This window comes from Streptomyces sp. NPDC001781, assembly GCF_053596035.1.
The window spans coordinates 1-23,299 of record NZ_JBSFFI010000044.1 but is presented as its reverse complement, the minus strand read 5'-3'; the positions used below and the strand labels follow the sequence as shown (position 1 = coordinate 23,299).

The 23,299-nt window shown below is 73.4% G+C and carries 2 protein-coding genes; both read left to right on the top strand.

Annotated elements, in window-relative coordinates; all coding sequences use genetic code 11:
• The first annotated feature begins 28 nt into the window (after positions 1 to 28).
• Positions 29 to 394, top strand: a complete 366-nt coding sequence (locus ACWCV3_RS27315; protein WP_451229486.1) for a hypothetical protein — start codon at positions 29 to 31, stop codon at positions 392 to 394.
• A partial coding sequence (locus ACWCV3_RS27310) for a lonely Cys domain-containing protein (RefSeq protein ID WP_451229483.1) occupies positions 395 to 23,299 on the top strand: 22,905 nt, incomplete at its 3' end.

Sequence of the window (23,299 nt, the reverse complement as noted above, 5' to 3'; positions counted from 1 at the left end):
TCCGTAGAGGGCGACGAAGGAGGTAACCATGGCAGGCAAGTTCACCGCTGACCCCGGGCGGATACGCCGCGGCGGCGAGATGATGGAGGCGTTGCCGGAGAGGACGAACAAGATCGCCGACGACTTCATCTCCGACATACAGAACTACCGGGGCTGGGCGGGTTACGACGACGACTTCGCCCATGAGGTGCTGCCGAAGTTCGAGGCGAACAACCAGGCCTGCCTGGACCTGATCAGGGCCGTGGGCACCGCCTTCTCGGAGCTCCGCCAGGCGGTCTGGGCCAACGGCCAGCACATCGAGGGTGTTTCGGCGTACGCGAACGAGCAGATCGGGCGGCAGTCGTCGAGCCTCGACGCGCTGGGCGGGGACTCCGCCGGGGGCGGCAGGCACTAAGTGGAGGAGATCGACTTTCCGCCGGACGTCCGGACGATGCTCTGGATCCTGCTGGGTGAGATGCCCCTGCAGGCCAGGGAGAATCTGGCGTGGGAAAGTCGTCAGCTCTACCTCGCACTCCAGAAGGGTCTGATCGACCTGCGCGCCGGCGCGCGGGAGACCATCCAGATGGTGGAGGAGGCGCTGCCGCCGGAGGTGGCCCAGCCGTACATCGACAGTGTGCGGATGCTCACCGACATGCCCGGCGGCAACGACCCCGTCCAGAGGCTGCTGCACCAGCTGGACGAGCTCGCCAACGGCCAGATCGACTACTCACAGAAGATCCAGGGATCGAAGTGGGACATCATCGCCGAGATCATCATGCTGCTCGCCGAACTGGCTTTGCTGGCGGCACTGATGGCGTTCACCGGCGGCGCTTCGGTCTCGCAGATGTTCCTGGCACGAGCCCGGAGCAAGCTGGCGATCCTCATGATCATCGATCGGCTGCTCCGGATGTCGCACATCGCGCCGACGCTCGGGGAGGCGATCACTGAGGCCATCCAGAGTCTGGGGACCCAGCTGGCGCAGATCGCTCTGAACAAGGGTGGCCGCAGGCCCGACGGCGTCGACTGGAAGGACGTCGCGGTCAACGGCGCCTTCGGCGCCCTCACCAGCGGTTTCATGGAGTTCTTCGACAAGGTCCTGAAACCGGTCCAGAACTACTTCAAGGACCTCCTCGGGGACGTCTTCGACAAGTTCAAATTCGACCGGAACAGCCTGCTGTTCAAGGGCCTGACGAACGGTCCGCCGGCCGTCGTCACCACCTTCGTCGTCGGGGGCGCCGCCGAGAGCACCGCCGAGGTCATCATCAACGGGGCCTTCTACGACAAGTGGGAGTTCAAGTGGGAGACCTTCGTCGGGTCCGGCACCAGCACCCTGTTCGACGCGGGCGCGGGGCTGGCCATCGGCGCGGGGGCCTTCTCGATCTACAACTCCTACTTCGACAACGGGCACCGATTCCCGGACGTCAACGACCTGCCCGGCCCGGGCAGCCGGCTGGGTGGCGGCGATCCGGAACCCTCGGGCTCCGGGAAGCCGGGAACGGGCTTCTCCGACGGTCCGTACGGCAAGGGCCCGTCGACGGTGAAGAGCGGCCTGTTCACCCCCGGCCCGGTGACCCCCCTTCCGAACACGGTCTCGACAGACCTCCCGGACGGGGTGGGCAGCGGTATCGACGTTCTCCCGCCGCTCCTGTACACGCCTCCACCGGTGCAGGCGCCTCCGTCGGCGTTGAACACACTGCCCCCCGGCGGCTCCGACGCTCAGTCCGGGCCCTTCGACCTCACCCCGCGGACACCGGGAACCACCGGCGGCACGAACGGCTTCAGCGGCACGAGTGGGTCGCAGGTCCCCTATCTGGCGCCGCCCACTCCGTCACCGGCCTCCACGCCGGGCGTCTCGCCGTCCACGCTGCCGTCCTCCTCCCAGCCGGACACCACGCCTCTGACGCCAGGAGCGGCGTCCGGGCGTGCCTCCGAGGCGTCGTCCGGTGTGGACGCCGATCTCACGACGCCTGACCTCGTACCGGACCTGGAGACGGACCTCGCGTCCGATCCGATGCCGGACCTCGTGCCCGGCACCTCTTCGGGCGTGCCCGGCACGGCGAGTGACCTGCCGCACGGAGTCACCGCACCCAGGGGCTCCTCCACCGTCTCCGGCCTGAGCACGACGGGCGGTGCGAACGGCACGGACGTGGGGGCGATCGATCCGGAGGAGACGCCGGGGGGTCAGGACGGGACACGGGACGTCCAAGGCGACACCACCGGGCAGGAGCTGCCCGGACGCGGGACGGCGGGCAGGGCCACCGGCGGGCAGCCGGACGTGGAGGGCGTCACGCACCGCGACGCCCCGCCGGTGTCCGACGCCGAAGCCGGCACCGTCGTGCCGCCGGCGCCCGTGGGTACGTCGGCCGGCCCGACCACGACAGCGTACGGAGGCCAGTTGGCACCGCCCTCCGCTCCGCAGGGCGCGGCCGGTTCGGGTAACCAGTCGCAGCAGTCGTCCCAGGGCGGCCCGGCCGACCGGAACGACGCCGCCGAGCTCCCGGACCAGGAGGCGGAGGAGAACGGTCAGGACGGTCAGGAGGAGCCGTCCGACGGTACGGAGCGGACGCCCGCCCCGTCGTCCCGTGACGGCGCCGCGGACGAGGCCGTGCCGACCCCCGGCGCGTCCACGGACAAGGCCGTGCCCGACGGCCCGCCGGCGCCGGCGACGCCGCCTGCGGAACTGCGTACGTCCTCCGGCACTCCGCAGCCGGACGCACCGTCCGCACCCGGTCAGCTGTCCCGCGCGGGCCTGACCGGGGAACAGGCCCCGGCCGGGGAGCCCGCGGCCGACCCCACGGGCAGCGCCACCGACACGAACACCCCTACCCACCCGGACAGTTCCACCGACACCGACACCGTCCTCGGCGTGGACCCGCTCACCGGGCCGACGCCGGAGCCCGCCGTCCCCGTCGCCGATCCGGTGCGCCCCGAGCAGTGGCGGGCCGGGCGCCACGACGCGCCGGCGGTGCCCGTACGTACCGGACAGCTCGACCCGGCGACGGAACCCGGGACGCCCGAGGGTGGCCGGGAAACCCTCGTCCGCGCGTGGGTCCAGCGGATCCAGGCGGACGACGGCCGATGGATGAGCAACGTCTCGCTCCACCTGCCGGTCCGGACCGGGGACGGCTTCGCCCCGGACGAACTCGGCGCGTTCCAGAAGCGGATGCAAACGCTCCTCGATACCCGCCTGAACAACGGTCTGCTGCTCCCGCGATCCGGCGACCAACTGCACATCGACCTCACGCTCACGCCGGCACCCGGTCACTTCGAGGCCGTCGAACTGAGCCGGAGCCCTCAGCCGGACGACACCGACCAGGTGCACTGGCGTCTGCACACCGTCGACCCCGCCGCCTCGCCGGAGGAGACGGCTGCGCGGCAGGCACGGGACGACGCCGCCGTGCTCCACAAGCTCCTGAACTACGCGGGCGTACCGGACCGGGGGCCGGCGGCAGAGGCGCTGCTGCGCCGGATGGTGCGGCCGGGCGACGGCGGCACGGCCGGCCCCGGCCCGCTGTCCGACCCGGCCCCCGCCGTGCCGCTGCACTATCTGGAGACCATCGAGAACGCCGTCGGTGCCGGTGGCGCCGTCCTCGGCCATCCGCTCGCCGCGCGTGGCACCCGGCCCCGAAGCGGTGTCGACGACCCGGCCCGGGCCCCGCAGATGCTGGCACCCGACCGGGCGGACCGTGACACGCCGATCGCGCCGGCCACCCCCGTACGGACCGCCTCGGCCACGGCGTCCTCGGCCACGGCGTCCTCGGCCACGGCGTCCTCGGCCACGGCGGAGACGGCGGCCACGGCCGAAGGGCAGCCGGACACCGCCCCGCCCCCGGCCGCCCCCGCGTCGGCCGAACCGCCGGCTTCCGAGGCACCCCTGCCCGCCTCCGGCAAGGGCAAGGGCAGGAGCACAGGCCCCGGCACGGGCCCCCTCGGCGGGTCGGTCCCGGTCGACGGCATCGCCACCTTCCCCGACGGCGGCTTCGACCACACCCTGACCGAGGGGTCACTGATCGACGACGCCCCCGTCGACGACGCCATCGCCGACGAGCTCGCCCTCGCGGAGGCACGCCGGGAGCACGGCGACGCCCTCAGTGCCTTCGACCGCGCCGTGCGGACCGCGGGCACGCTCACCGGGAGGGTGGAGAGCGGCCGGGGAGGCGCCGACGACGCCGCCAGACTCCATGACGCGTGGCTGGACGTCGAACAGGCGCAGCGGCGGCTCGACGAGGCCGGGGACCGGCTGCGCGAGCTCGGCGCGGACGCGGCCGCCGCGGCCGCCGCGGACTCGATCGTTCCGCGGGTCCGTCGCACGGACGACGAACGGCGGCGCACCGCCGCTCTGGTCACCGCCGACGACCTGCCCGCCGACCCGCCGCTGCTGGCTCCTGACGACACCCTCACCTCGGCCGCTCTGACTGCCGCCGGCGTCACACTGGGCGAGGGCCCCGCACTTCAGGCCGTCCTCAACGGCTCCGTGCGGGTGGGCGACAGCGGGCTCGCCCCCCTCGACCACGTCCGGCTGCTGATGACCCGGCCCGGCCCCTGGAGCGACGCGCTCGACGCCGTCGCGGCACGCGCCGCCCGCCGTACGTGGAGCGCCGCCTACCAGGACTTCGTGCTCGCCACGGACCGGGCGTCCGGGGCCCCGGCCGGCACGGATCCCGCCGAGGCCTGGCAGCGGGCGGTCTCGCTGGTGCTGCCGCTGGAACTGCACCCCGTGCTCGCCGACTCACGTCACGCGCGAGGCGACTTCCGCGAGGCCGTGCGCCAGGTGGCCGAGTATCTCGCCGTGCACGGGGTGGACGCCGTCCCGGCCAGGGAGCTGGCGAGCCGGGTCCGGCGTGAGCTGGGCCTCCCCCCGCGCCTGCTGGGCGGGGCGCCCGGGGTGTCGCCGGTGGTGGTGGAGTTCGGCCCGGGGTCGTCCTCGGTGGGCGGGGACGAGCGCCGTGAGCTACGGGTGCTGGCAGGCCGGGTGGCGGCCGTCGGTCTCTCGCACCTGCGGGCCGGGCTGACCCCGCCCGAGGTGGTGCTGACGGGGTACGGCCGCAGTGGCCGCTCGGCGCGGGGCCGTGTCGAGGCGGTCGCCGAACTGTTCTCGGAGGACCTGACACAGGCACTGGTGGAGCTGGGCGCCGGTGACCTGGCGGACTCGTTCGACATCGCCGTGCGGACGGGGACCGGTGGTACGGGCAGGGTGACCGCCGAGGTGGTCCCGCCGCAGTACGCGGGCGCCGTCGCCGAACTGGAGCGGCTGCGGCTGCTGGACGACCCAGGCGGTGCCTTCGACGTCCCCGCGCTGACCCGGAGGATCCTGTATCTGCCCCCGGACACGGAGGTGTCCGCAGATCACCGGACCGAGTTGTTCGCCCTGGTGGAGAACGCGATGGCCGTCGGCTGGTCGTCGGGTGTCGCGTCGTTGGGCGCCTACCACCTCGCGGCCCAGGGGGTGTTGGGTCCTGAGCGCCACATCGTGTCGGCGGACGGTTCGTACCAGGGGCTGAACCTCACCGGACAGCCGGTGGGCTCGGTGGACACGTCGCAGGTGTGGCAGCGGCGCGCCGGCCAGTTCCAGGGGCCGCTGGAGCCGATGTGGAACGCGGATCAGGGCGCGTACGTGGTGGTGGCCGAGGGCGGCCACGACCACGTCCTGCTCCCCGGCGGCCAGGGCGGGACGAGGATCCCGTGGCAGGAGTTCGTGGAGCTGGTGGCCCGCGACCCGGGGGTGACGGGGCTCCCGGCGGGTGTGCCCGTCGTGCTGGTGCTGAACCACGGTGGTGACCAGGGTCTGGTCATGCCCCGGACGCTGGCGTTCCGGGCGGGCCGGGACGGCGTCTGGGCGCACAGCGGCCAGGTCGGCCTGGTCCCCGACCCGGCGACCGGCCGGTACCGGATCGTCGTCGAGAACCAGCGGTCCCAAGGGGTGCCCCTGGGCGGCTGGTTCGGCAGCGACGCGGACGATCTGGGTCCGGGCGGGGTGCCGGACGAGGGCTTCGTGACCGCTCAGGACGGGACGGTGATCCCGGACCGTGCGGTCAAGACGCGGACGATCGCCGAAGGGGGCCGCTCGTTCGGGCGCGTCACCCTGTCGGACGCCGACCTCGTGCTGAACGAGCCCATGCTCGAGGCGCTGGGGGACATCTCGGAGTTCTCCCAGTTCGATCCGGTGACGAAGCGGGCGCTCGGCGACCCGGTCCCGCTTCTTGAGGACGGACGGCCGGTCTACCACTTCGCCCAGCACGGAATGCCGCTGCGGGGCGTCATGGAGGTGGCCGACGGCCGCCCACCGGTCCAGGTGGACGGGGTGGAGACGGGCCGGTTCATCAGACGTCGGCCGAGTATGAGGAAGCTCGGCAGCCAGGCCGTGATCGATCTCGGGGCGTGCTGGGCCGACGCCGTCGCGGAGGACCTGGCGTACTTGACGGACGCGGGGACGCCTCCGTACGTCTTCGACGTCCTGGGCGTGACGTCCTACGCGCAGGATGTGGCGAACGGCAGCACGGCCGGTGTGCTGGCGGTGGACCGAGTCCACGTGCTGACGCGGGGCGCGACCATCGGGTCGGGCGTGCTGGCTGGGCCCTCGGGCGAGCCGGGCGGACGCCGCCTGCTGCTTCCCGAACCGGACACGGCCCAGCTGACCCGCTTGGCGCGGTGGGCCGGGCTGCATCCCGGAGCCGGCCCGGCCCCGTTGGACGTGCTGGACACGACGATGCGGCTGGTACGGGCCCTGCGCCGGTCGTTCGGCGCCGACGTCCACGCGGACCCGGCGTTCGGGACGCTGCTGCAGGGGATCGGCGCGCTGGAGAACATGCGCCGGGCGGACCGCCACATGCGGGTGACGGGGCCGTTCACCCTGCACCACCTGCACCTGGTCGTCCACGCGCGCCATCAGCGCACCAGCAACGACGCACCTGCCCCGGACGAGATCCGCCGGGTGCTGTCCGACGCTGCCCGGAAGGCGGACGAGGCCGCCGCCGGACAGCTGACGCTGCACGGCTACACGCCGATGCCGTCGCTGGACTGGGCACTGAAGCGGCTGGCCGGCCGGGATCTGGGCGCTTCCGCCGTGAACGTGCTGCGGCTCCCGTCCGCCCGGCCGGTGACGCAGGCGGACGTGAGCCGGCTGGTGTGGGGCACGGTCAAGGGCGCCGAGGCCCTGCGGGCCGTCGCCGACCCGACGGCCCTGGCGAAGAAGGTCCTGCATCTGCCCGCAGGGACCGACCTGAGCGCCGACCAGGCCGCCGACCGGCTGCTGTGGCTGATGGCGGGCGCGGCGGTCTCCGGGTTCGACCCGTCGGACCCCGCGGATCTCGCGGCGTGGGACCTCGTCCGCCACGGCGCGCTCGACGACGGCACCCGCCTGATGGCCGGTGGCGTGGCGACGGGCCGCAACTGGACCGGCCGGCCGGTCACCGGCGACATCGCCACCCGGGGGTACGTCGTGTCGCCGGACGGCTCGGTGGGCGGCGGCACGCGGTACGACGCGTTGTGGCCGCAGGCCCCGTCGGGCTCGGCGGCGCGTGCCTACCTGATCTGGGCGGACAGTACGAACGGCCATGTGTCGATGCCGTGGCCCGACGGTTCCAGCAGGTGGATACCGGGCAGCGAGATCGCCGCACTGCTGCGCCACGACCGGGTCCACCGGCAGATCCCCCTGGGTACGCCGCTCCTCGTGATCGGCACCCACGTCAACCCCGCCGGTCTCGCGCAGCATGTCGCGGGCCGCTCGGGGACGGCGCGGACGACGGTCCTGTCGGAGCTGCCGAGCGCTCCGGTCCTCGACCCGTCGAGCGGCGGGAGCGTGATCGTGCTGGCGGGGGACCCGGCACAGGAGACGCCGCACTGGCAGACCAGCCGGCCGGCCGATCTGCCCGGCACCTCCGCCGAGCAGGGCACCCTCCACACCCTCCCCGGCCCGTCCGCGCCGCCGGCGGACGGCGACGACCGGATCAACGCCGGAGCCGCCAGGGGTGACATGCCGGACGACGGCGACACCGGTGACGACCCCGCCACGCCCCGTCCCACCGGAACCGGTGAGACCACCCGACCCGACGCGACCGTCGGCCGCTCCGGCTCCTCACCCGTCGCCCCGCTCTCCGACCACGCCAAGCTCGACGTCGGCCGCCGGTTCAGCACGCTCATGCGGGACCTCGGCCACCCCGTGCTCCTGGCCGGAAGGGCCCGGGCCAGGGTGCTGTTCGGTACCCCGCGCCCCCTCGGCGCCCTGGTGTTCGAGCTCCCCGCCGACATCGCCCCGTACGCGGACCCCGTCAACGAGGCCGTCGCCAGGCAGTTCCCCGGAGTGCACCGGCACGCCCTCCGCCTGAGTGCGGACGGACGCACGCTCTCCGGTGTGGTGCACGGTGCCAGGATCGTGGTCCGCCGCGCCCCGCAAGCCCCCACCGGCTCTGCCCGTCCCACCGAGACCGACGGTTTCCTCGTCCCCGACGTCACCGAGGCGCTGGCGGACGCCGCGTACATACTTGCCCTGGCCACCGACGGCCGGCAACGTGACTCGCGCCTCTTCGACCTGATGTGGGGGCTGTTCGACGCCCCGAAGAACGCGCTGCCGGCCGCCGCCCCGGAGGCACTGCGGGGCGACGCCTACCGTGCGGCACGCCCGTCCGGTGCCGCGCCCGGCCTCGCCGTCCGGCTCAGCGAACTGCTCGACGGGCTGGCCGGCAATCCCGAGGCCGTCTCGGCAGTCGGGCACACCTGGCTGTCGCTCGGCGCGGCACCGGACGACCTGAGGTGGATGAACGCCGAACTCCATGCGTTCGCCGACGCGTTGAGTGTCACCGACGCGGTCGCCTCGGACCCGGTCCGGCGGCTGGCGTCACAGTTGCCCGACATGGCGCAGGACGCCCGGGAGCAGGAGCTGGCCGCGCTGTCGCCCGCTGAGCGCGAGCGCCTGGCCTCGGACCCGTTCCTGGTGGACGCGTTGCGCACCACCCTGTCCGCCCCGGACTTCGCGGAGACCGCGGCGCAGCTGATGGTGCAGGTGCCGCCCGGCGTGGAACAGCCCGTCTCGGCACGTCGGGAGGTGCGCCGGCAGATCGCGCGCATGCTCCGCGATCCGGACGTCACGGCCAAGCTGCTCAGGGACGGCGCGCGCGTGATGGTCGTGCCCCGCAGCGAGGCGATGACCTCGCTGGATCCGTTCCGGGACCTGGCGGGGCGGGCCGGCCGGGACGGCCGGAAGTGGGACGAGGTGCGCGGTGTCGGCCTGCGTATCGCGGGGGTGACGGAGGAGAACCTCCTCGGCGAGTCCACCTCCGTGCCGGGCGCCGCTCCCTCGTACCCGGACGGCTACTCCACGACCCTCCACGAGTTCGCCCACACCATCCACATGTACGGGCTGAGCGAGCAGCAGCAGCGGCTCGTCCAGAACGTGTTCAAGAAGACCTGGGCCGAGGACGGCGCGCTGTGGCCCGACGGATTGCTGCACGGCATGGACGGCAAGGGGCGCCGCACGGGGGCCAACTACTCGAGCCGGGACGAGTACGAGTTCTTCGCCCAGCTCACCAACGTCTACTTCCGGGCGAACGCGGGAAGGGACGCGTACACCAGGCTGAGGCGTGCCAACGGCGGCCCCGACTGGGTCCGCAGGCATTTCCCGGCGCTGTTCCCGCTGATGCGGCAGCTGTACGGCGACGTTCCGGACGGTGCCGAGCCGGTACCGGTCAACCCGGTCGCGGCCGTCCAGGAGCAGAACGAGATCTACGAGGGCTTCCGGGCACTCTGGGACCAGGCCGAGGGCGTCCACGTGCCGCAGCCCCACGAGCCGGCACCCGCACCCGCGCCCCCGGCTCCGCAGGTAGTCGCCGCCCCGGCCGCCCCGCCGGCGGCACCGCCGACCGTGCCCGGCGAACTGTCGGAGTACGCGCGCACCCACGGCACCCGGCACGACGGGCACGTCGGTCTCGTCATCCACGAGCCGACTCCGGACCCCGTCCTGGACGGCCTGCACGGGCAGATCATCCATGCCCTCGGGGTGGACCCGGCCGGTACGGAGGGCCAGGAGCTGAGGGCTCAGCTCCGCGACGTGCTGAGCGCGGTGGAGATCGAGCTGAACCGGCCGTACCTGCGCAGTCGGCAGGGACACCGGATCACCCTCCGCCAGGGTGGCCGTGACAGGTCGGTGGACGTACGGCTCGCCTACGCCGATACCGCGAAGTCCGCGAGGTACGGCCGGAACACCGGCCAGCGCCCGCCGACGCTGCCGGACGTGCAGGTGGAACTCCGGGCCGCGGGCGGGCAGACGTCCTCGCACGTGGAGAGCTCGGGGACCCTGCGCACCGCATCGGTGCCGTGGAGCGGCATCTCCCGCAACAACGGCACCGGCGCGCTGCGCTGGTGGGACGCCACCGTCAACGTGACGGCGACGCACAACCAGCTGGCCCAGTCCGTCTCCGTCGGCGAGACGTTCCAGGTCACGAGCAAGCAGCAGGCCGAGGAGCCCGCGCATCCGATCGATGTCGACGGACGGTGGCAGGTCCAGGTCGACGCCCCCCGGGAGGACCCGGTCGGCAACTGGCAGCCGGAGCAGTCGCACGGCTCCCTCACGATGTGGTTCCACGAGCACCTCGCCTTCGACGCTGCCGACTCCACCGATCTGCCGGAGCCCGGAGACGTGGACGACCTGCCATTGTGGGGAGGCGACAGCGTCGCCGAACCGCGCCGGCTGCTGACCGAACTCCTCCAGGACCAGAACTTCGGCTCTCTGCGGAGCCTCGACGAGGACTCGGAGCGGGCGCTGGAGAACTTCCTCTCCCAGCGGATGCTGCAGGGCACCCCGCATCTGCAGCGCACCGGCGGGGTGTTCTCGCCGACGCTGCTGAACGAGGACGGCAACGCGGTCGGCGTGCTCGAACTCACCGCGGTGATCGAACCGGGGCGGCCGGTACTCAAGAGCGCCGAGGGCAAGTCCACGCTCGAGACGTGGTTCTCGCACTCCTCCAGTGTGGACCGGTCGGCGAAGCGGACCAGCGGCCTGGGGGTCGAGGCCTCGGGCGGCTCGTCGTTCACCACCGACCGCGCCGCGGGGCACCCGCGCGCCGTGGCGTCGTTCGGCGGCAACGTCATGGGTAAGGCCGGCGTCAACTGGCAGGTGAACGACCAGTTGAACAGCGTCAGCAGCGCGACGCTGATGCACGGCATCCGCACCAAGACCGGTCATCTGCTCACTCCCGCCCGGGTCACCTACACCGTGACGCTGCACCGGGCCGGCGGCGGTCAGGACAGCGGCACGTTCGGCCCGTGGGAGGACGGTCTGCGGCTGCGCATCGCCCGGCGGGAGGCGATGGCCGGCCACCGGCCGGGCCCGGACGAGGTGCGGGAGCTTCCCGAGCATCTGGAGCACCTGACCAGCATCGGGTACACGGAGACACCCCTCAGGATCGAGGGAGCGGATCCGCTGTTCGCGAGGGCGGAGGTGTGGCTGCGGGACGAGGGCTTCCTGCCGCCCGCGGCCCCCCGGCGGCGGTCGCTGCCGTTCCGGCTGGACGAGCCGCTGGTCGTCGCCCAGCTGGAGAACCTGCGGCGGCTGCGCCAGATGCGTTCGACGTTCGGCCTCGCCGCGTCGGCGGCCGACGGCGTGGACGGCGGGGAGCCGGTCTGGTTCGACCGGCCGCACGCCGTCTCGGGCACCCGGCGGGTGCAGTTGCGGTTCTCCGTGGCGCGGGACTATGCGCGGCCCGCGAACCACGCGCGCAGGCTGCCGGACATCCTCCAGGTCGGCTTCAGCTCGTACGAGGCCGGCGGCGGGCGGCGGTGGGGCGCGGCGCTGAGCGGTTCCGCCGGCGGCGGCGGCGGCTTCCACGCCCCCGTGAACGACGGTGCCTGGGGGCTGAACGCCGCTCCGGACTACCTGGCCACCCGGCAGATCACAGACACCGGGAACACCGGTGACTCGGTCGGCTACGACCAGTTCACCATGACGACGCGGAACGGCAGCGAGCTCTTCGAGGTACCCGCCAGGCTCGCCCTGGACCTGTACGAGGGCCCCGGTGACGACCCGCGCATCCACTTCGCCGACGATGCAGAGACCGACGACGGTGCCGCGGACGGGACGGTGCTCCGGGCTCCGGGCGCCACACCGCACACCGTGCCCGGCGACGTCACGCTGCTGGTGCCGCACTACCGCACCCACGCGCCCGCCACGAGCATCGAGCCCGCCGTCCCCCGGCCGGGGCACGTGATCCGGGAACCCGTCACCGACGGCGGGCCGACGGACGACCGGAGGCGCCTGAACCTGGTCGACGCCCAGGGCCATCCGCTGCCCGGCCTGACCAGGCTGCCGGAAGGCGCGCTCGTCGACACCTTCCGCGGCTCGGCCGCGCTGCTGGAGGCGCTCGGGCAGATCGTCGCGGGGACCTATCCGGGTCACCCGGAGCAGGGTCCGGTGCGCCGGGCGGTGCGGCGCGCCTCCGTGCAGCTGAGCGAACTGGCCGCGGAGACCGCCCGGCGGGGCTCCGCGGTGAAGGAGGCGCTGCCCGAGAGCCTGACCGGCGCGGTCAACCGGGCCGGCTCGGCCGTCAACTGGGCCGCTACACCGGTGACCTGGGCGGCCAGGACGTCCGTGGACGGAGTGGCGGCGACCTACAAGTGGACGTCCGTCGCCGTGGCGGGTGCGTCGCTGAACGACCAGGGCACCCTCGCGACCGAGACCCGGCACGACGCGATCCGGCCCGCGCAGCTCATGTCCCGTGCCGCGCAGATCCTGGACGGGGCGTACGTCGTCGAAGGGCTGACGCTGCCGGGCATGGCGGCCGACCAGGTCATGATGCTGGAGATCAGCGGCTACCTGACCAATCCCCGTAACCTGGGCTCCGAGTCGCTCTACACGGAACAGGACGTCGCGGCCGCCGACACCGCGGGCCGGCAGCGCGGCGTCGGCGTCACCCACCAGGGCAATTTCCAGCTCACGGCGTTGCAGTCGCCGCCCACCCCGCCCGACAGGCTGGTCCACCAGACCAACCCCGCCGGCCGGTACTCCCAGTCCCGCCGCACCGACGACATCGGCGCGGTGAACTCCACGACCAAGGCCACCCACGCCACGGAGCACTCGGGCGACAAGCTGTGGGTCGGCAGCGACCTGACGCTGCTGCTCACCGTCCGGTGGGGCGTGCGCAACGTCGCCGGGAACGCCGTAGGCCTGGGCACGTACGCCCCCGTGACGGTCGCCGTCGACCTGCCCCGCGCCGTGACGTATCTGGCCCCCGCCCAGTCCGTGGCCCGCCTGGCCGCGTGGTTCGGCGGTATGCAGGGGCTCCCCGGCCTGACGCCGCCGCAGCCCGGCGTTCCCCTTCCCGGCCGGTTCGTGCGGACGCGCCAGCTCGGCAAGGCGAGTGTCCTGACGGTCACGCAGCTCGACGACACCACGAACCGCAGGGAACGCCGGGACCGGATACGCCAGGAGCTCGTCACCCTGGTCGAGCGCGAGGCGCCGGGCGCCACCCGGCCCGGCCACGCCTCCTATGTCTCCGGTGTGGCGACCGAGATCACCCGGACCACCGAGCCCGCGGCACTGCGCGCCCTGCCCCGGCGCGGCCCCGGTGGCCACGTGCGCTTCCACTTCGTCCATGTGGCCTACGGCGGGGCGCGACTGGTCGAGGTGACCCTGAGCGCCGAGCCGGTCATGCAGACGCCCGCCCTGCGCGGCGTACGCGGCCGTCCGGCCGACGAGGGAACCGGCATGGAGCAGGTCGACACGCACATCCCGCAGGGGAGGGCGACGTCCTCCGTCGTCACGACGACGCGCCAGGGCATGGCCAGCCTCGTCTCCCGCTACCCGCGCACCGGCGGAGTCGGGCTCACGGACCGCACAGGCCCCTCCACCGTGCTGTCCAGTACCCGGTCCCGTGCCGCGCGGTCCGACGTGGCGACGGAGGACCGATTCTGGACGCGCTCGGGAAGCGCCGCCGACTTCGACGTCGACTACCGCTACACCGCGTCCGTCCGGTCCCAGGTCGTGTGGCAGTGGCCGGCCAACATCCCCGGCGCGGTCTTCCAGGACGGGCTGCTGAACCTGTCCGGCCTCGAGGGCGACGTGGCGCAGCGAGTGCGCGGCTGGATCGGGCGTCTGCTGCGGGGCCGGCCGGTCGGCCGTGTCTCCGTACCGGCCGCGACGACACTGCGGTTCATCGGCTCCGAGGCCGTCGAGTCGCGCCTCACCCCGGGGCCGCGGCCCCCCGCGCTGCTCACGGACGACCCGCTGCTGCTCTCGCCGAGCGACGCCGCGGCACGGAGCACGCTGCCCTTCCCGGGAGGCGCGCGCCTGCAGCCGAGCGGCCCGACCCCGGTGTACGACTTCAACGCCGCCTCGCAGCTCGCTCAAGCGCTGCGCGAGGTCGATCCGCGTATGGCCAGGGCCTGGCGGCTGCCCGCGAACGCCTCGTCGGAAGCCACCGCCGTCCGGCTGGGCGAGATGATCCAGGCCGGTGAGATCAGCCTCGACCCCAGCCGTACGGCGGCGGGCCTGACCCCCACCATGCCCGGGAGCTGGCCGGTGGAGGCTCCTGACTCCGCGCCGTCCCTGAGTGTCTCGCTGCACCGGCCGCGGCCGGTGACGGAGACGGGCGACGTCGCCGTGGACCGGGTCCGCCGACAGGTCCGCACCTCCTCGACCGCGTCCTCGACCGCGGGTTCCTTCGTCCTGAACCAGCAGGGCACCTACAGAGTGGGGGACAGCAACTCCCAGATGTTGGGCGTGGCGTTCCCCGTGGTCGCGCAGCAGCCGCACGCCATGTCCTCCGGCGGCAACGCGTCGGCCTCCGTGTTCAGCCGCCTGCGGATCGGCACCACGAGTGAGCCCACCGACCGGCGCGGCACGCGCAGTTACGAGACCCTGGTCGACCTCGTCGTCACGGTGGACGGCCCCGGGGGTGTCCGGTATGTCACCGGAAGCTCGACCGCACGGCTGTGGGAGCGCGACGTGCTCGGCTTCGGTGTCACTCCGCCGCGCCCCGGCCCGGGGATCTACGACCTGCCCGCGATGCTCGCCGACCTGGACTCCGACGATCTGCGGGACTGGGAGCGGCACCCGGTGACCGACCTGCCCAGCGTGCTGGCGGGGGGCATCGACGAGCAGGACGCGTCGGCGGAGATGTGGCTCGCGCTCGGCCCCGACCCGGACGGCACCCGCCTGGCGCGTGCCCTGTTCGTCGGCTCCCGTACGGCCGCGCTGGCCGGGAAGCCGGTCGAACTCGTGGTCCGCACCGACCAGGGGCTGCGGTACTGGCCGTTCGACGCCGACGGCTCCCTCGCCGACTCGACCGAGGCCACCCACGACTCCTGGGAAGGCGTACGCCACGCCGTCGGCACCTACCTCCGCGCGGTGGGGGCCGAGGCGACGGCCCGTCACCGGGAGGACGTACTGACACGGCGCAGGCCCGGTGCGCTGCGGGCGCTGGAGGGCGCCGGCCGCGCCGTGGGCACCGCCACCACCGCGCACCGGAGGGCCGACCTGGCACTTGCGGACGCCGTTCGGACCGCCGGGACGGTTCGGTCGGAGCTCACCGGGGTGCGGGACCGGATCGGTGCGACGCGGGAGGAGATCGCGCGGCTGGACGCGACCGCCCGCGACGCGCAGAACCGCTACGAGGCGGCCGCGGACGAGGAACTGCGGCTGCGGGAGCAGGGGCAGCAGGCGCGGACCGAGGTGGACCGCCTCGGGCGGCTCGTCGCCGACGCGGAGACCACCCCGGCCGCCGCTTCCCGGAACGACCTGGCCGCAGCCGAGGAGTACGCCGGGCACGTCCGGGAGCGGGAGGCGGCCGCGGTCCGGCAGCGTCAGCTGGACCTCGAGGAGATGACCACGGCCCGCGCGGCGGCCGACGAGCTCCGGACCACCCTGGACGCGGACGTCGTGCGGGAGACGGCCCTCGCCGGGGACCTCGCGCGCGCCGAGGCGGAGGTGTCCCGCGCGGAGCGTACGGAGCGGCAGGCGGACGCCGAACTGAGGCGCCGGACCGGCGCCCGTGACGCTATCCGGTCCCAGCTCGGCGAGATCGAGAAAGACCTCGCCACGGCCCGGCAGGAACTGGCCGAGCACGCGCGCCGCCACAGCCAGGCGTGGGAGGGACTGCCGGGCCTCACGAGCGCCCTGGAGACCGGCCGCCGCGCGGAGAGCATCGGCGCGGGGCCGTCCCTGCGCGGCTCCGTGTCCTCGGTGCCCGCCCGTCCCACCCGTTCCGGCCGGTTCGGCGGACAGCCCTTGCCCGCGCCGCCCCCCGAGGGACCGGGGACGGCCGAGGCGCCTCCCACCGCGTCCCTGGCTGCTCCGATTCCGGCGCCGCGGCCCGCCCTGCCGCCGGCCGCACGGGCGGACCTGGCCACGCGGCTTCCCGGCATGACCGAGGAGGAAAGAACCTCCCGCCTGCTGTCCCTGTCCTCGCCGGACCGCGAGGCGCTGGCCTCCGACCCGGCGCTGGCGGCTGCGCTGCGACAGGCCCTGCCCGCCGACGCGTTCGCCCGGACCGCCGCGCTGCTCATGGTGGACGTCCCGGCGGGCGTGGACCTGCCCGTCTCGTCCGGCATCGAGGCGCGGGCCCAGGTGGCCCGCATGCTGCGGTCCCCCGCCGTGGCGGAGCGGATGCTGACCGGGGGCGCGCGCCTGATCGTGGTCCCGAAGGACGCCGCCCTGACGTCCCTGGACGCGTTCGGCTCCCTCCGGTGGGACTCGGCGCAGGACGGGCGCCCCTTCGAGACCGTGCGCGGGCTCGAGGCCGGCGGGCGGACCGCGGTCGGCGAGGAGAACCTGCTGGGGGACTCCACCGGCGTGCCCGGCGCGGGGCTGTACGCCGACGGCTACTCCGCCGCGACGCACGAGTTCGCGCACGCCGTGCACCGTCACGGACTGACGGACGATCAGCGGCGACTGGTCACGGAGGCGTTCCACGACAAGGTGCTGGCGGGCAGTTCCGCCGCCTGGCCCGACGGGCCGCTGTACGACGCCTCCGGCACGCACCGCAACTACTCCTCCCGGAACGAGTACGAGTTCTTCGCCCAGCTCACCAACGCCTACCTGGGGACGAACACCGGGACCGACCCGTACACCGGCCGCCCCCGCAACAACGGGTCGAGGTGGGTCCGGCGGCACGAGCCGGCACTGCTGCCGCTGCTGCGGGAGCTGTACGGCACCGAACCGCGGGGCACCCACCCCTGGCAGGCCAACCCCCGTACGGAGGCCGACGTCTGGGCGGCCTTCCGCGCGATGTGGGACGAGACGGACCACATCTACCGGCCACAGCCCCATGCTCCCGGACCGGCGCTCGCCCCGAAGCCCGCGTCCGGACCGCGTCCGGTGCTCGGCCGCGCGGACCTGGTGGCGTTGGCGCGCCGGGTGGCGGGCCGCGAGGCGGTGGGGGACATGTCGGTCCAGCGCTGTCTGGTGCTGCTGGGGGCGCTGCGGGACGCGCTGTATCCGCGGGGGGTGCGTCCGGCGGTCGCGGTGGACGATGCGGTCGTCGGCGACCCGTCGGCGGCGTCGTCGCTGGTGCCGGGCCCCGGGTGGCGTGGGGTGCGCTCCTGGGATGCGGTGGCGGGTGCGGTCGCGGCTCAGGGGCCCGGTGCGGTGGCGTTCGTCCTGGCGCGCCGTCGGGGTGGGGCCCTGGGGCACGCGTGGGCGGCCTACCACCTGGGCGGTTTCGACGGTGTGGTGTGGGTCGACGCGTCGGCGGGGGCCGGCCGTCAGGTGTCGGCGCAGCCACCGGCGGTCGCGGCGTCCGAGGCCCAGGCTCTCGTCCTCGACCCCGCCGGGCAGGCCGTGGAGCATGCGCTGCCGGAGTTCACGCAGTCGTCGTCCACGGCGCACACGGTGCTGGACGCGGCTACCGGGCGTGAGTACGGCGCACTCGGCCTGGAGGTCGAGAAGCGTCAGTGGTTCACCATCAGCGGCATCGATGCACGGTTCACCACCGCCGTACCGACCAAGCAAGTGCTGGCCCACGCGCCCGGCCTCAAGATCGTCACCGATCACGCCTCGCTGTGGCGGACCGCCGACGGACGCATGCACCTCACCGACCCCCCACCCGTACCCGGAGAGCCGCAGCCCCGCTCGATCTCCTACCTCATCGGCGAGGTCGTCCTGGAGCCGATGGCGGTACTCCCCGGCGAGCGGCGTCAGTCCCAGGAGGAGGCGCTGGCTCGGCTGGACCGGGTGGAGCGGGCCCTGGACGCCAGGGACGAGCTGGGCTCGGCCCAGCTCATACGCCTCTCCGATCTCCTTCCCGCCCAGGACGGCTGGCAGACCACCGAGCTGGGCGACAAGGCCCTGGTCGGCCGGTCTCTGATCCATACCACCGCCGCCTATGTGCAGCCCACCACGGGTCTGCCCGCCCTGGGGCTGAGCGAGCTCCAGGACGCTGCGGTCGACCGGGTGCCGCATGCGGTTCTCGGGATGGTGGACATGTCGGGCAGGGATTTCGGGATGAAGGCCACCGCGGACTTCGTGCGCGCCTTCACCGGCCGGACCGATGTGCCCGAACAGGTCGTTCCCTTCCTGTCGCCCATCCCGGACATCGACGAGCTGTGGGGCTACCTGCGGCTGGGCTACGCCCACACCGTCGCCAGGCCTGTCGGCGCCATCCTCAACCAGACCGCGAGCGCGTTCATGGTCAAGAACGGTCTGGTGGTGGCGTCCCGTCACCCGCTGGACCGCATCCTGCGGGCGCTGCGGCCCCGCACCCGGACATTCCTCGACAAGCATCACGACGGCATCAACGCGAGGCTCGCCGTCGTGCTCGGGAGGGTGCTGGAGGCCTACCGGAATGCCGTCACACCGGACAAGCCGTTCTTCCCGGGGTACTTCGACGCCACCATCGGCGACGTGCCGTCGCCCCGGGAGCACATGACCTCCGTGCTGACGGGGCGCACCTCCCGGGGGGAGGTCGTCACCCAGAAGCAGATGGTCGACATGGACGACGACCAGTACCCGACCCTGGACACCGACGACGGCAGGCTGGAGGTTCCGCTGGTCCTCACGGAGTTGCGCCACTTCGGCTACACGGGCCAGTTTATGACGCCCGAGGAGATCCGGCGGGCCGTGGCCGAGCTGTCGAAGCTCAGCCGCGAGGTCTACCGGCGGGCGCTCACGCACCGGGCCCCGCTGCCGGAAGACGTCCTGCGCGATGCCATCACCCGGGTCCTGGACAACGACGCCGTCCGAGGCCTCGCCCACTTCGTGCAGACGGTGCTGTTGCAGGGTCTGCCGCAGCAGAGCGGCGGCTACCGCCGGCTGATGTCGGTGGGGGAGAGCCAGCGGATCTCCCGTGCCCTGGGCGAATACGCCCTGGGGACCCCGCTGCCCGAAGACGGCTCCGTGCACCGGGCGCTGCGCACGGCTGTCGACGAGGCGTCCAAGGCCATCGACACCGTCCCCCCGCCGGACCGGTCGAAAGTCCAGACCATGGTCGGCCGGGCGCGAGACGCTCTGGAGATCCTCGCCGATCCGGAGCGGACGCCACCGGTGATGGTGTGGGCTTCGGAACTGGTCGCGCAGGACGGGGCGCGGGTTCCTCTGGACCGGGTGCTGGTGGTCGGGCACCGGGACGCGGAGGGCAGGCCGGTGGGAACGTCCTCGCGCCCGGTCGAGGACTGGCAGGACGCCCACCGGCATGCCTACGGTCTGTTGCCCGAGGTGGAGAGTTACACCTTCGTGCGACGGGGCCCGGTTCCGCTGGAAAGCCCGGCGCAGACCTTGCCGTTCGACGAGGCCTATCTGGTCGGGCTGCACGGTGGTCCGGCGCTCGCGTCGCTGGCCTTGTCGGACGGTTCCGAGGCGGTCGTCGACTATGCGAGGGTGGTGGACCTCCTCTTCGCGGTGGACGGTCACCTGACGGCGCTGGCACCGGAGCGTCCGGTGCTGGTGGTGGGGGCCGATCTGGCCGGCGCACCTGCCGGTGACCCGTTGGACACGCCCCTGGCCGGTGAGGTTCTGGCCGATGGTCTGGACCGGTGGGTGTGGGCGACGGGCAGTGGTGCCGAGCCGGTGCTGGTCCCCGCGGACGGGTCGGCCGGGCCGCGGTGGCAGTTGGCGGAGGGTGACTGGTGGGTCGGGTTCCGCCCCGGGCTCTCGACCGCCGAGCTGGGTCGCTGGGCCGAGCAGATCACGGGCCGTCGTGACCGGGCGCCGCAGGTGCGGCGGTGGGTGCGGGCGATCCGGCTGGTCTACGGTCCGTTGCTGGAGAACGACTCGGCCGCGTTCGAGGCGCTTCTGACGGGTTTTTGGGCGCTGGAGCAGACCCGCGCGGCCAACGACTTGCAGGCCTCGCTCACCTGGAGCGATCTGCGGTCCGCCGTGAGCTCCCACTTCGCGGCCTACGGCCAGCCGGAGCCCCCGCTGCCGGTCGCCCTGCAGTTCCTGCTGCTGTCGGCGGCGGGTGCGACGGGTGTGGACCTGGAGCTGTCGAGGTTCTCGATCGTTCCGCAGCATGCCAGCGTGCGGGCCTGGGGGCCGGGCGGGGGCACGGTCGGTGGTGTGGTGGTGCCGGACGCGAAGACGGCGTTCTTCGCGCCGCCTGCGGGGTCTTCCGCGTCCGCCTCCGTGCAGGACGTTGCCGAACCCCCGATGGCGCTAGGCGTGTTCACCGGGCCGGAGGACTTCCTGCTGTCGGCGGGGACGCTGGTCACGGGGCCGTCGGGGCGTCCGCAGGGCCGTAACTGGACGGGTCGGCCGGTCGGCCGGGTCGAGCCGGGGACGGTGCAGGTCGTCGAGGCCCGGCCGGGTGTGGCACCGAGGGTGGTCTCGGCCGGGCCGGCGCCGTGGCCGGAGACCGCCTACGTCGTGGCTGCGGACGGCGAGGACGGGCGGGTGCGTCTGCCGGACGGCCGGGTGCTGGACGCCGAGGGCCTCGCCGCCGTGCTGGCCGCCGACCCGGAACTGGCGAAGCTGCCGACGGACGTTCCCGTCGTGCTGGCCGTCCCGTTCGCGGGACAGCAGTACCAGGAGACGCTGCGAAACGTGGCCGTCCGGCTGGGCCGTACGGTGTGGGGTACGAGCGGTGTGGCGGGCCTGGCCCTCGACGAGTCGGGGAACGCGCACGTACCGGTACTGACGGATCCCGATCCGGACGCGCTGGTCGGTGCGTGGGTGAAGGTTCTCCCGCCGGCCGCGCCCGTGCGGCACGAGGACCGTACGTGGACGGCGCTGGACGGGACGGTGTTCCGCGACAGTGACGTGGACACCGTGCCGCTGGTGGACGAGAATCACGAGCGGTTCGGCAGGCTGGCTGTCGGCCAGAACGAACTGCGGCTGATGGAGCGGCGTTGGCGCACCGTCCGCCGGATGCGGCGGCTGGCGCACTGGACGCCCGCCGGCGCGTCGTACCAGGAGAGCGACTCCGAGCCGGTCTCCATGGACGCGGCGGTCTATGTCTACGCGGCCCATGGGTTGCCCGGGCGGATGGCGCTTCCGCTGCGGGACGGCCGGACGGTGTGGCTGGGCAAGCGGGACGCGGCCGCGTACATCGCGGGGCTGCCGGAGGTACGGGCGCTGCCCCCGGGGCATCGGATACACCTGGAGATCTGCTGGAGTGCGTCGGACGGTGATCCGCACACGGAGCAGGCCGCGTACGCTCCGGTGCCCCATGTGGACGATCCGCTGGGTGAGGTGCCGCTCGACCAGCATGTGGCGAACCTGAGCCGCATGGTGTCGGACGGCGCGACCCGGCCGACCGGCCTCGACGACGTCCAGCGCTTGATGATGAATGCGGCGAACGGTGAGCGTGGGCACCGGGTCCAGCAGCCCCCCGAGCCGCTGGACCACGAGCTGGACCGGTTGGCGCGGGAGGTGGGCCTGCACGCGGCCCCCGGCGTGGTGCCGGTGGAGGTCCGGGATGCCGCCCTGCGGGTGGTGCGGGCGCTGCGGAGGGTGTTCGGCAACGAGATCGAGGACGACCGCGGCGTGCCGGGCGGCCGCTACGAGCGCGTACTGAAGGGCGTCGGCGCGCTGGAACGGATGCGGGCCAACGACCCGGCACTCAGTCCGTTCACCCCGTTCCGCATGGACCTGCTGGACTTCTACGTCCAGGAACACACCGGCCGCTCCCCGGACCGGGCCGGGTACCTCGCCCTGCTCGACTTCGCCGCGGCCCGCGTGGCGGCCGACCCCACCTCCCGGCTGACCGACGCGGTACCCGCCCCGGCATTGCTCGCCACACTCCGGCAACTGGCGGCCAGGGGCGAGCAGATCACCCGGCACGTGCAGTCGCTGTCCGCCTCGGCGGTGGTCACCCCCCGGCAAGCGGCGTCCACGCTCTGGGCCACGGCCCGTGCCTCTCAGGTCTTCACCCTGATGACACGCGCGGACCGGGAGACGATGGGCCGCAAGGTCCTCCACCTGGACGCGTCCGCCGGGTGGGAGCGATCGCAGCTGGAGGACCTGTGGATGCTGCTGTCGAAGGCGATCGCTCAGGGCGTGGACGTCTCCGACCACGACCTGCTGGCCGCCTACCACCTGAAGGAAGCCGGTGCCTTCGGTCCGGGGGCCCTGCTGTGGCAGGGATTCAACGTCCAGGGCTTCAACTGGTCGGACGCAGCCGCCCCTACGGGCATCAACTGGGGCACCGTGTTCGAGGAGACGTCCGGGCCCGGCGATATCACCCCGGTCGAGCCGGAATGGGTCGGTCCCGGCCGGCTCATACCCACGCTGCGCGTGGTCGAGGTCGACGGCGCCGGTACTGTCGTCGTCCACCTGCCCGGTCGGGCCCCCGTCCGGGTGCAGGAGAACGAGTTCCTGGCGCTGCTCGGGCTCGACCCGGAGCTGAGTGTTTTCCCTCTGGGTGTCCCGGTGCTGTTCCTGACCACCGGTGCGGGGGCGCTGAGCCCGCAGCTGGTGCGGCGGTTCTCCCAGAGCACGGGACGTCCGGCCTTCGGCTACAGCGCACCGATGATGTTGATGAGCACCGATGACCCCCTTGCCTCAGCCGGCATCCTCACCCTGCCCGATCCGGCCACCGGGGCCCCGGGCCACTGGACCGCCGCCACCCGGCAGCCCACCACTTCGGGAACCACCAACGTCCAGAACGCCCCGATGGTCTTCGGCCTGGTGGACTCCGCCCCGGTACAGGCACCCGGCACCGGCGCCCTGCGCATCGCGGCCGGCTCCCTGCCGCGGCGCTCAGGGCTGTCGCGGAGCGGGGCCGGGGCCGGGGTCACTGTGCGGCGGCCGCTCTCCCGTTCGGATCTGGTGGCGTTGGCGCGCCGGGTGGCGGGTCGTGAGCCGGTGCGGGGCATGTCGGTCGAGCGGTGCCTGGTGTTGCTGGGGGCGTTGCGGGAGGCGTTGTATCCGCGGGGTGTGCGTCCGGCGGTGGCGGTGGACGAT

What these genes read in the sequence shown, in the direction of transcription:
- ACWCV3_RS27315 (WP_451229486.1), top strand. Translation starts at nt 29, where the DNA reads ATGGCAGGCAAGTTCACCGCTGACCCCGGGCGGATACGCCGCGGCGGC.